Raw genomic sequence first — 11,596 nt, forward strand, 5'->3', positions numbered from 1 at the left:
CAGAATCCAGGCGAGCCCAATCTGCTCGACGTCATCTCGCCGGATCGTTACACCATCCTGCCGAACACTGCCGGCTGCTACGACGCTGAAGAGGCGGTACGTACTTGCCGTCTCGCTCGCGAGCTGCTCGATGGCCACAAGCTGGTCAAGCTGGAAGTTCTGGCCGATCAGAAGACCTTGTTCCCGAACGTCATAGAAACCCTGAAGGCCGCCGAGGTTCTGGTCAAAGATGGTTTCGACGTCATGGTGTACACCAGCGACGACCCCATCATCGCCCGTCAGCTGGCGGACATGGGTTGCATCGCGGTGATGCCGCTGGCCGGGCTGATCGGTACGGGGCTGGGGATCTGCAATCCCTACAACCTGCGCATCATCCTTGAGGAAGCCAAGGTGCCGGTGCTGGTCGACGCCGGCGTCGGTACCGCCTCCGATGCCACTATTGCGATGGAGCTGGGCTGCGAGGCGGTGCTGATGAACAGCGCTATCGCCCACGCGCAGCACCCGGTCCTGATGGCCGAAGCCATGAAGTACGCAATCGATGCTGGCCGATTGGCCTATCTGGCTGGCCGCATGCCGAAAAAACTTTACGCCAGCGCTTCCTCGCCTCTGGAAGGCCTGATCCGCTAATTCACACTACTTGCCGGCCGCGTGGGCAGCACCCACCTGGCCGGTCTTTTGTCCGCAGGATCGTTCATGACTGACACTCCAAACCCGGCCCCCGTCGAGAAGCGCATGCGCACCATCAAGAGTTTCGTGATGCGTGCCGGTCGTATGACCGAGGGCCAACAGCGCGGCCTTGATCAGGGATGGCCGCGCTTCGGTCTGGATTTGGCCGATGGTTTGCGAGACTTCGATGAGGTGTTCGGTCGCCACGCGCCACGGACATTTGAAATCGGGTTTGGCATGGGTCACTCAACCCTGGAGATGGCTGCTGCAGCACCGGAGCATGACTTCATTGCAGTTGAGGTGCATTCGCCCGGTGTGGGTGCGCTCCTGAGCGGACTTCTGTCACAGAATTTAAATAATGTGCGCATCTACAGTTGCGATGCGCTTGAAGTGCTGCGTGAATGCGTCCCCGACGCCAGCCTGGACAGGGTTCTACTGTTCTTCCCTGATCCCTGGCATAAAAGTCGCCACCATAAGCGGCGCATCGTCCAGCCGGCATTCGCCGAGCTGGTACGGCAGAAACTCAAGGTCGGTGGTGTATTGCATATGGCCACTGACTGGGAGGCCTATGCAGAGCACATGCTCGACGTCATGAGCGTCGCGCCTGGCTATCTGAACCAAGCCCTAAACGGACAGTACGTCGAGCGCCCATCGGAGCGCCCGACGACCAAGTTCGAGCGCCGCGGTGAGCGTCTGGGACATGGAGTCTGGGACTTGAAATTCGAGCGCATCGATTGATCGCAATCGTGTGACACCGCTACATCGACTAGAGCCGTCCAGCGGCCATGGAAACCGGTAAGACCGAACGCCAGGAAGGCACGATCCCCAACATCACTAGAGCTCTGCCCGCCGGCAGAGGCCGTCATCTGCCGCGCATATCTAGCGCAGCAAGGAGCAAGAGATGTACAGAAAATTTGGAATTCTGCTACTGGCGGCCTGTGCCAGCCAGGCCCACGCCCAGGTCGATGATGCACAGGCCGTGCGCCTGGGTCAGGACCTGACCCCACTGGGTGCCGAGCGCGCCGCTAACGCCGCCGGTACGATTCCGGCCTGGACCGGCGGCGTGCAAGCCCCCGCAGGTTACGAGCCGGGCATGCACCATCCCGATCCCTACGCGTCCGATCCTGTGCTGTACAAGGTCGACCAGAGCAACGTTGCCGAATACGCCGCGCTGCTGCCCGAAGGGTTGCGAGCATTGGTTGAGCGGCATTCGGACTTCCACCTGCGAGTATTTCCATCTCGCCGCAGCGCTGCCAATCCGCAGCGTATCTATGATGCGACCCGCCTGAATGCGGTCAATGCCGAGCTGATCGCCAACGGCAACGGAATCAGGGGCGCCTCGGCAGGTATCCCCTTTCCGATTCCGAAAGACGGGATGGAAGTGATCTGGAATCACGTGTTGCATTACAAGGGTGACCAGACGCACTTCGTCAACAACCAGGCCGTAGTCATCAATGGCAACCCGACCTACATCAAACGTGATCGCCACATCTACTACGTCTACAACCGTGAAGGGATGACCCAGGCTGATCTGGACAACACGTCCCTGTACTACAAATACCGAGTGACTGCGCCAGCCAAGCTGTCGGGCACCGCACTGGTGGTCCAGGACCCGCTGGATCAGGTTCTTGCGGTTCGCAAGGCCTGGCGCTACAGCCCGGCCGACCGTCGCGTTCGTCGCCTGCCATCGCTTGCCTATGACTCGCTGCAACCGGATACCAGTGGCCTGGCCACTGCTGACGTGGTGGACTCCTTCAATGGCGCGCCCGACCGTTACGAGTGGCAGCTGGTCGGCAAGCGCGAAATGCTTGTGCCGTACAACAGCTATGCCGTTCACCAGAAGGGCATCCCCTACGAAAAGATCGTCGGCCCGAAAACCTTGAATCCGGAATTGCTGCGCTACGAGTTGCATCGGGTGTGGGTCGTCGACGCAACACTGCGCAAGGGCTTCAATCACCCCTATGACAAGCGTCGTTTCTATATCGACGAGGACAGCTGGTCGATCCTGGCTGTTGACCTGTTTGACGAGAAGGGTGCGTTGATCGGGCTGCAGGAGAGCCATCCGATCAGCTACTACGACGTGCCGATGTTCAACAGCACAGTGGAAACGCTCTACCACCTCAAGGACGGCAACTACTTCGTCGACGGTCTGGACAACAATGAGCAAATGTATGACTTCGACGCCAAGCTGACGCCGCGCGATTTCTCCCCCGCAGCACTGCGCCGCGGCGGAAACTGATCCCCCGATACAAAGAAGCCGCCTTTTCAGGCGGCTTTTTTGTTCCCCCACGCCCGACAAGCAGCTTACTTCCTGATTGTTGAGTCCTCAGGCTAGGTAACGGTTTTTGCCGTGAGGCTGACCCGTGTTCCTGCTCGGCCCTGGACGATCGCCTCGATGTCGCCCAGCGAGCCGATCACCGCTACCTTGCCGGTATGCCGAACAAACTCGCAGGCTGCCTGCACCTTCGGCCCCATCGAACCGGCGGCGAAGCCGAGTTCCTCCAGCTGATCGGGGTGCGCCTCGGCGATCCGACGCTGCTGTGGTGTGCCCCAGTCCAAATACGCCCCATCGACATCCGTCGCGATCACCAGCAGATCGGCCTCAAGTTGCTCGGCCAGGAGGGCTGAACACAGGTCCTTGTCGATCACCGCCTCGACGCCCTCAAGCCGACCATTCTGGTTGTAGACAGTGGGAATCCCGCCTCCGCCTGCACAGATCACCACGCTGCCTTTTTCCAGCAGCCAGCGGATCGGCCGGATCTCGAAAATTCGCTTCGGTCGGGGGCTTGCGACCACTCTGCGAAAGCGATCGCCGTCTGCGGCGATGCTCCAGCCTTTTTCCCGCGCCAGGCGGTCGGCCTCTTCGCGACTGTAGACCGGGCCGATTGGTTTGCTCGGGCTTTTGAACGCAGGGTCGGCAGCGTCTACCTCGACCTGAGTCAGCAAGGTCGCGAAGGGAACCTCGAACGGCAGCAGATTGCCCAGCTCCTGCTCGATGATGTAGCCGATCATGCCTTCGGTTTCGGCGCCGAGCACGTCCAGCGGGAAGGGGTTGCCCGCGTCATAGGCGGCACCTTGAAGCGCCAGCAGGCCGACCTGTGGGCCGTTACCGTGGGCAATCACCAGTTCGTTGCCGGGTGCCACTTTTGCGATTTGCTCGCAGGCGACACGAACGTTGTCGCGTTGGTTTTCTGCGGTCATGGGCTCACCGCGACGCAGGAGGGCGTTGCCGCCCAGCGCAATGACTAATCTCATGGTGTGTTACTCCTCGTGCGGGCTTGGCGGCTGGGAGCCGCCTCGCCCTTGGGCCCTCTTCGTAAGAAGAGGGGAGGTACAGGCTCAGATGTCAGCCAGCGTCGAGACCAGGATTGCCTTGATGGTGTGCATGCGGTTTTCCGCCTGCTCGAAGGCAATGTTGTAGGGCGACTCGAACACGTCCTCGGTGACCTCTATACCGTTGGCCAGGTGCGGGTAATTGGCCGCGATCTCCTTGCCGACCTTGGTCTCGCTGTTATGGAACGCAGGCAGGCAGTGCATGAACTTGCTGCGCGGGTTGCCGGTGGCCTGCATCAGCGCCGTGTTCACCTGATAGGGGAGCAGTTGCTCGATGCGCTCGGCCCAGGCTTCGACCGGCTCACCCATGGACACCCACACATCGGTGTGCACGAAGTCCACACCTTCTACGGCTGCGATCGGGTCCTCGGTAAGCGTCAGCCGCGCGCCACTCTGTGCGGCGAAATCCTGACAGGCCTTGATGTGCGCTTCGCTTGGCCAGAGTGCGCGGGGCGCAGCGATGCGTACGTCCATGCCCAGCTTGGCACCGATCAACAGCAGGGAATTACCCATGTTGTTGCGCGCATCGCCGAGGTAGGCATAGCTGATCTGATGCAGTGCCTTGTCGCTGTGCTCGCGCATGGTCATCACGTCGGCAATCATCTGCGTGGGGTGATATTCATCCGTCAGGCCGTTGTAGACAGGCACACCGGCATAGCGGGCCAGCTCTTCGACGATCTCCTGCTTGAAGCCGCGGTACTCGATCGCGTCATACATGCGCCCCAGCACGCGCGCGGTGTCCTTCATGCTTTCCTTGTGGCCGATCTGCGAGGAGTTGGGGTCGATGTAGGTGACGTTCGCGCCCTGGTCGTAAGCCGCCACTTCAAAAGCGCAACGGGTGCGAGTAGAAGTTTTCTCGAAGATCAGCGCAATGTTCTTGCCTTTCAGGTGCTGGCGCTCGGTACCTGTGTATTTGGCGCGCTTTAGATCACGGGACAGGTCGAGCAGGTGACGCAGCTCGCGTTCGCTGTGGTGCATCAGGCTGAGCAGGCTACGGTTGTGGATATTGAAGGGCATGATGGGTGTTCCTCTGATGTGGGCGTGCCGGGCGAAGCTCGTCCGGCGCTGCAATCAATAGTCGAGTGCGTCGCGGACGATCGGGCAGGTCATGCAGTGGCCACCGCCGCGGCCTCGTCCCAGCTCACTGGCGCTGATGGTGATGACTTCGACGCCAGCTTTGCGCAGCATGGTATTGGTGAAGGTGTTGCGGTCGTAGCCAATGACTACGCCCGGCTCAAGCGCGACAACGTTGTTGCCGTCGTCCCACTGCTCGCGCTCGACTTCATAGCTATCGCCGCCCGTTTCGACTACGCGTAAAGCGGGTAGGCCGAGGGCCTCGGCCACCACCTCAAGGAAGGTCGAACTCTCGCGGCGCACATCGATGCCACCGGTCTTGCTTTCGTCCGGGCGCAGGCTGAAGGCGACGATGCCTTGCACTACGTCGGGGTAGACGGTGACCAGATCCCGGTCGCAGAAGCTGAACACCGTGTCCAGATGCATTGCCGAGCGCGAGCGAGGCAGGCCGGCGACGATCACTCGCTCGGCTGCGCCCTGGCGGAACAGTGACTGGGCCAACTGGCCAATCGCCTGGCGGGAGCTGCGCTCACCCATCCCGATCAGGACCACGCCATTGCCGATGGGCATCACGTCGCCGCCCTCCAGTGTGGCCAGGCCGTGATCGAGCTCGGGGTCGCCGTACCAGATCTTGAAGTCCTGATCGGCAAACTCGGGGTGGAAGTGGTAGATCGACGCGGTGAGCAGTGTTTCCTGACGCCGTGCTGTCCAGTGCATGGGGTTGAGCGATACGCCGCCGTAGATCCAGCAACTGGTGTCGCGGGTGAAAATCGTGTTGGGCAGCGGCGGCAGGATAAAGCTCGAATGGCCAAGGTAGTCGCGGAACATGCTGACGATTTCGCCGCTTTGCGTGCCCGGCAGGTCACTGCCCGAGACGCCGCCGATCAGATACTCAGCGAGGTGGCGGGGCTGTTGCTCCTCGAGCCAGCTGCGCACTTCGTTCTGAAGGCCAATGCCGACCTGATTCGCCGTGATCTTGCGGTCGAGGATCCATTTCAGCGCCTCAGGATTGCTTACCGTCTCGGTCAGCAAGTTATGCATTTCGAGGACTTCAACGCCTCGCTCACGCATCTTTGTGACGAAATCGAAGTGATCGCGCTTGGCCTGGTTTACCCACATCACATCATCGAACAACAGTTCGTCGCAGTTGGTTGGGGTAAGCCGTTGGTGAGCAAGGCCTGGCGAGCAGACCATCACTTTGCGCAGCTTGCCGGCTTCTGAATGGACACCCAATTTCAGGGGTTGCGGGGTCATGGCAGTACTCCTTGCAGGTCTTCGCACCGGTAGGTGCTCAGTGGTTCGCCATCGCTCGTGGCAATGGTCGAGGAGTAGGCGCAGTTGGCGCCTAAAAGGATCAAAGCGAAAGGAAACCGTCGTACAAACCGTAGGCCGCGATGCCAGCGCCTATCACGACCGCGGCGAAGATCAGCTTCTCGACCGTGGTGAATACCGGCTCGCCGCGTTCATGCTTGGCTTTGGCGAACAGCAGCGCGCCGGGTGCATAGAGCAGCGCAGACAGCAGCAGGTATTGCACGCCGCCGGCGTAAACGAGCCAGAGTGCGTACAGCGTGGCAATGGCGGCCACCAGCAGATCCTTGCGTCGCTCACCAGGCGCATTCTCGTAGCCTTCCCCCCGAATGCTGATCAGCAGCGCGTAGGCCGCGGACCAGAAATAGGGCACAAGGATCATCGAAGTGGCGAGGTAGAGCAGGCTCAGGTAGGTCGAAGCGCTGAACAGCGTGATGATCAGAAAGAATTGGATCAGCCCATTGGACAGTCAGAGCGCGTTGACGGGAACGTGATTCGCATTTTCCTTGCGCAGGAAGTTCGGCATGGTGTGGTCCCGCGCGCCGGCAAAGAGAATCTCGGCGCATAGCAGGGTCCAGGAAAGCAGGGCGCCGGCCAGTGAAACCACCAGCCCGGCACTGATCAGCACAGCGCCCCAGCGTCCCACCACGTGCTCCAGTACCCCGGCCATGGAAGGGTTCTTCAAGCCTGCGAGTTCAGCCTGGCTCATGATTCCCATGGACAGGACGTTGACCAGCACGAGTAGCGCGAGCACACCAATGAAGCCGATCACGGTCGCCTTGCCGACATCGCTGCGTCGCTCGGCACGCGCCGAGTAGACGCTGGCGCCCTCGATGCCGATGAAGACCCATACGGTCACCAGCATCATGTTGCGCACCTGCTGCATGACACTGCCCAGCTCCAGATTGCCGCGGCCCCAGAAGTCTGCGGTGAACACTTCCAGGCGAAAGGCGATGGCGGCAAGGACAATAAACATGATTAGCGGCACGATCTTGGCGATGGTGCTGACCAGATTGATGAACGCGGCCTGCTGAATGCCACGCAGGACTAGCAGATGTACACCCCAAAGCACCAGTGATGCGCCGATCACAGCCGGCAAGGTGTTGCCCTCCCCAAAGATCGGGAAGAAATAGCCCAAGGTGCTGAACAGCAGGACGAAATAACTGACGTTGCCGATCCAGGCACTTATCCAGTAGCCCCAGGCAGACGAGAAACCCATATAGTCGCCGAAGCCCGCCTTGGCGTAGGCATAGACACCTGCATCGAGGTCCGGTTTGCGGTTGGCTAGAGTCTGGAAGACGAAGGCAAGGGTGAGCATGCCGATGGCTGTGATGCCCCAGCCGATGAGGATCGCGCCGGCACTGGCGCTCGCGGCCATGTTCTGCGGCAGAGAAAATATCCCGCCGCCAATCATCGAGCCCACCACCAATGCGATCAGCGCACTGAGTTTCAATTGTTTCGAGGCCGTGACCATACCTGTCTCCTTCAAGGAACGTGCTTAGTCGAGGCCATTGAATGCCTATCTGCACGACGTGGTCATGACAGGGATCAACAAAGCGCCGGGGTAGTGGTGCAAGGATGAGCTTGACGGTCAAGGCGTGCCTGACGCCCTGGAAGATACCGAGCTAGAGCGGTTGCGCATTCAGAAATGCACGAAGGGGGATGTCGTGTTTAGACCAGGTCATGTGGAGGTCAGCCGATTGCCATCGGGAGACTTTCCGGGGTTTCACCTGCTACTCGAATACCATGTCGAAGGGCCGGCTCAGAAGCCGGAATGGGCCTCTTTCCACCTGCACGGGAAGATCGACCAGACGCCGATCGACGAACGATTCGCGATGCATCGCGACGTTGCGTTCAATTTCCTGCAGCGCATCCGTCAATGCCTGCGTAAGCGCGGCTTGCACCTGCACACGGATGTGCTGTTCGCATTTCACGCGGATTACGATCCGATGTTCGAAGACTTGCGCCACCAGCTGCACGGGATGCCCGGCGAGCCTGTGGACCTCGAACGCTTCTTGCGAGAAGACGAGTTCACGTCAATTTCGGTCAGCGACCACCCCAATGATGAACAGCATCAGTAACAGCACCGGCGCCAGGGTGTAGTTGTTGAATTGCGACAGTCCCTTTGCCAGCCAGGGGCTGAGATAGATGATGCCGAGGCCGTACACCAGCGCGCAGAACAGGACAAAGGCTAGCGTCCGCAATACGAAATTCCATCCTCCGATATTCCGCTGTACCCAGGCATTCAATGCGGGCCCGAACAGGACGAACAGTGTGGCCATTATCGCCAGTGAAATGTCGGACAGGTGATGGCGGCTCCACCGTGACAGCGTGGCAATAAGGTCGAGTACGAGATCCATGCGGGGTCCTTAGGGCAGGAAGAGTTGCAGCAGGTCATTGAGGAACAGTTGGCCTTTGGCGGTGGCGACTAGCCGTAGCGGGTCGCGCTCCAGGAGTCCGCGCGCTTCGGCTTCGCGACGACCGTCGGCGAGCAGTGCCGGTGCGAGGCCAGTGCGTTGAGTGAACAACACTGCGGGCACGCCGTCGTTGAGGCGCAGCACGTTCATCAGGAACTCGAAGGGCAATTCATCCTCTGTCAGCTGCTTTTCACCCGAGCGAAAGCGTTTGGTCGGGTCTAGATAGTCCTTTGGCAGACGGGTCTTCCAATGGCGGCGGATCTTCCCGTCGGGGCCGCTCGACTTTCCATGGGCGCCGGCGCCCAGGCCGAGGAAGTCACCAAAGGTCCAGTAATTGAGGTTGTGTCGCGCCTGACGACCCGGCTGCGCATAAGCAGAGGTCTCGTACTGGCCGTAGCCGTGCTCGGCAAGCAGCACCTGGCCGGCCTCTTGAATGTCCCACAGGGTTTCGTCTTCCGGCAGTTCTGGTGGTTTGCTCCAGAACTCGGTGTTCGGCTCGACCGTGAGCTGGTACCAGGACAGGTGAGTCGGCTGCTGCGCAATGGCGATTCGCAGGTCGCTCAATGCATCATCCAGGCTCTGGTCCGGTAAGCCGTGCATGAGGTCGAGGTTGAAGTTATCGAAGCCGGCTGCACGTGCCATATCGGCGGCGCGCACTGCTTCGTCACCATCGTGAATGCGACCCAGCGCGGCTAGTTTTGCCGGTTGGAAACTCTGCACGCCGATGGACAGACGATTGATGCCAAGGCTGCGGTAGTCGCGAAATTTTTCCTGTTCGAACGTGCCCGGATTGGCTTCCAGGGTAATTTCGATGTCGTCGGTGAAGCCGATCCGCTGCTCCAGCCCATGCAGAATCCTGCCTAGCGCGCCGGCCGAAAACAGACTTGGCGTACCGCCGCCAAAGAAGATCGAGCTGAGTTTGCGGCCCTGAGCCTGATCCAGATCGCATTCGAGGTCGGCAAGCAGCGCCGTGACATAAGCGTCTTCGGGGAGCGACGGGCCTGCAGCGTGCGAATTGAAGTCGCAGTACGGGCATTTGCGCACGCACCAGGGAATATGGACATAGGCCGCCAGGGGCGGAAGCTGAAAGACTGATCCCGACGACACCGCCGCCAGGCCGCCGATTTGAGGAATCGGCCCTGGCGTCCCGGTTCCGCTCATGCGATGCCCAGGCGCTGCTTGAGCAGGGCCATAGCCCGTGCGCGATGGCTGAGCTGGTTCTTGTCGATCGGTGTCATTTCAGCGCTGGAACAGTTGCGTTCCGGCACCCAGAACAGCGGGTCATAACCGAAGCCGTGCTCACCCTGAGTCGCATGCAGGATACGACCGTGCCAGAGGCCTTCGCAGATGATCGGGAGCGGATCCTCTGAGTGCCGAACGAGGGCAAGGGCGCAAACGAACTGCGCACCGCGCTCGCTCTCAGGTACGTCTCTCAAGACGTTTAGCAGCTTGGCATTGTTTGCCGCATCGCCCTTGCCATCGGCATAGCGCGCCGAATAAATGCCAGGGGCGCCGCCGAGATGATCCACCGCCAGGCCCGAATCATCGGCCAGGGCTGGAAGTCCGGAGATCCTGGCCGCATTGCGGGCCTTGAGGATGGCGTTCTCGACGAACGACAGCCCGGTTTCCTCGGGCTCGATGTCGCTGAACTCACCAATCGAGCGTACGCGTACCGCGTCGCCCAGCATGGCTTGAAGTTCCTTGAGCTTGCCGGTGTTGTGGCTGGCCAGCACCAGTTCATTGAAGGGCATCATTCGTCCGGAAAGAATTCTTGAGAGAAATCGAAATGGATCGGGGCGGCGCCAGTGGGCTGAACGTTCAGGCTGAAACGCAGCGTTTCACGGGAGTCGAAGGGAAACTGGGCAAGGTAGTAGATTGCCTCGTCGCCCTCCTTGAGCTGCTTGAACGTCAGCGGGTAATCCTGACCCAGGAGATTCTTCACTACTCCGCTGACCTGTGCCGCGACCGGCTTGCCGGCTTTCAAAACGGAGATGTTGACTACGCCCTGGGTCTTGCTGCGCACAAGCCCGGCGGCTGCAGCGATATCGGGTTGCAGGAAGCCGGAATTGAAGGCTATGTAATGCACGTCGTATTCACCGACGCTGTGCTTGCGCTCTGCCCAGGCGGGCATCGCGAGCAGCAGGGTCAGCAGGCATATCAGGCTAGATCTCATGGTTTATCTCCAGCGATGGGAAAGTCAGCGGCCCGGGCCGGTGACGCGGTAGATGCCGATTTCGCCAATCAGGTTGGGCCACAGTCGACTCGCGATACCGTGCTTGTGGTGACGATCCACGGCCAGCCGCTCGAGCACGCGCGCGCCCCGTTCGCGGCACAGTCGCTCGAAATCCTCGAACGTGCAGAAGTGGATGTTCGGCGTGTTGTACCACGTGTAGGGCAGAAACTCCGAGACCGGCATGCGGCCCTTGCTGGCCAGATACCAACGGCAGCGCCAATGACCGAAGTTGGGAAAGGTGATGATGCATTCACGACCAACCCGGAGCATTTCCTTGAGCAGTTCGTCAGGGTAGTGGACCGCCTGCAGCGCCTGAGTCATGACGACCATATCGAAGCTGTCGCTGGCAAAGTTGCCCAGGCCTTTGTCGAGGTCCTGCTCGATGACGTTGACGCCTTTCTCGACACAGGCCGCGATATTGTCCGGATCGATCTCCAGCCCGTAACCACTGACCTGCTTGTTGTCGCGCAGCCAGGCCAGCAGCTCGCCGTTGCCGCAGCCGAGGTCGAGCACGCGGCTCCCAGCCGGTATCCAGTCTTGGATGATGTCCAGATCGGCGCGCATG

At 60.5% G+C, this 11,596-nt stretch carries 12 protein-coding genes and 1 pseudogene; 4 read left to right on the forward strand and 9 right to left on the reverse strand.

The features are described 5' to 3' along the window. The 3 genes from NA619_RS02305 to NA619_RS02315 form a co-directional block, all read left to right on the forward strand. Window positions 1-627 (forward strand): thiazole synthase (locus tag NA619_RS02305; RefSeq protein ID WP_255959552.1); only part of this gene is annotated, 627 nt, incomplete at its 5' end. A gap of 66 nt (window positions 628-693) precedes the next feature. Further along, entirely contained in the window at window positions 694-1,404 is a 711-nt protein-coding gene (trmB, locus tag NA619_RS02310; protein WP_272891609.1) for a tRNA (guanosine(46)-N7)-methyltransferase TrmB, read from the forward strand. 163 nt (window positions 1,405-1,567) lie between these two features. Continuing rightward, entirely contained in the window at window positions 1,568-2,905 is a 1,338-nt protein-coding gene (locus NA619_RS02315) for a DUF1329 domain-containing protein (RefSeq protein ID WP_255959553.1), read from the forward strand. A 92-nt stretch (window positions 2,906-2,997) separates the two neighbouring features. Here the strand turns inward: NA619_RS02315 and arcC are convergent, their stop codons facing one another. The 4 genes and pseudogenes from arcC to arcD form a co-directional block, all read right to left on the reverse strand. Continuing rightward, window positions 2,998-3,921, reverse strand: coding sequence for a carbamate kinase (arcC, locus tag NA619_RS02320; protein ID WP_255959554.1), 924 nt, complete (start codon window positions 3,919-3,921; stop codon window positions 2,998-3,000). Between the two features lie 84 nt (window positions 3,922-4,005). Continuing rightward, window positions 4,006-5,016: an ornithine carbamoyltransferase gene (locus tag NA619_RS02325; RefSeq protein WP_255959555.1), complete on the reverse strand. Its 1,011-nt coding sequence runs from the start codon at window positions 5,014-5,016 to the stop codon at window positions 4,006-4,008. A gap of 54 nt (window positions 5,017-5,070) precedes the next feature. Beyond that, complete coding sequence (arcA, locus tag NA619_RS02330; protein WP_255959556.1) at window positions 5,071-6,327, reverse strand: arginine deiminase; 1,257 nt, start codon at window positions 6,325-6,327, stop codon at window positions 5,071-5,073. Between the two features lie 100 nt (window positions 6,328-6,427). Next, window positions 6,428-7,855, reverse strand: a pseudogene (gene arcD / locus NA619_RS02335) (arginine-ornithine antiporter). A 193-nt stretch (window positions 7,856-8,048) separates the two neighbouring features. On the opposite strand from arcD, the gene NA619_RS02340 reads away from it, so the two are divergent. Continuing rightward, the gene (locus tag NA619_RS02340; RefSeq protein WP_255959557.1) at window positions 8,049-8,462 is read left to right on the forward strand and encodes a DUF5064 family protein; all 414 of its coding nucleotides are present in this window, start codon (window positions 8,049-8,051) and stop codon (window positions 8,460-8,462) included. Here NA619_RS02340 and NA619_RS02345 read toward each other — a convergent pair. Genes NA619_RS02345 through metW form a run of 5 tightly spaced genes read right to left on the reverse strand, consistent with a single transcriptional unit; the run spans window position 8,418 to window position 11,595 of the window. Further along, window positions 8,418-8,741 (reverse strand): DUF3392 domain-containing protein, encoded by a 324-nt coding sequence (locus tag NA619_RS02345; protein ID WP_255959559.1) that lies wholly within the window; start codon window positions 8,739-8,741, stop codon window positions 8,418-8,420. The genes NA619_RS02340 and NA619_RS02345 overlap by 45 nt on opposite strands. A 9-nt stretch (window positions 8,742-8,750) precedes the next feature. Next, a complete protein-coding gene (hemW, locus tag NA619_RS02350) occupies window positions 8,751-9,959 on the reverse strand; it encodes a radical SAM family heme chaperone HemW (RefSeq protein WP_255959561.1) in 1,209 nt (402 codons plus the stop codon). Beyond that, entirely contained in the window at window positions 9,956-10,552 is a 597-nt protein-coding gene (rdgB, locus tag NA619_RS02355; RefSeq protein ID WP_255959563.1) for an RdgB/HAM1 family non-canonical purine NTP pyrophosphatase, read from the reverse strand. Before rdgB ends, hemW begins: the two co-directional genes overlap by 4 nt. Next, a complete protein-coding gene (locus NA619_RS02360; RefSeq protein ID WP_255959565.1) occupies window positions 10,549-10,971 on the reverse strand; it encodes a DUF4426 domain-containing protein in 423 nt (140 codons plus the stop codon). Before NA619_RS02360 ends, rdgB begins: the two co-directional genes overlap by 4 nt. Before the next feature lie 24 nt (window positions 10,972-10,995). Then, window positions 10,996-11,595, reverse strand: a complete 600-nt coding sequence (gene metW / locus NA619_RS02365) for a methionine biosynthesis protein MetW (RefSeq protein WP_255959567.1) — start codon at window positions 11,593-11,595, stop codon at window positions 10,996-10,998. Window position 11,596 lies beyond the last annotated feature (1 nt).

The organism is Stutzerimonas stutzeri (assembly GCF_024448895.1).
GTDB lineage: Bacteria > Pseudomonadota > Gammaproteobacteria > Pseudomonadales > Pseudomonadaceae > Stutzerimonas > Stutzerimonas stutzeri_Q.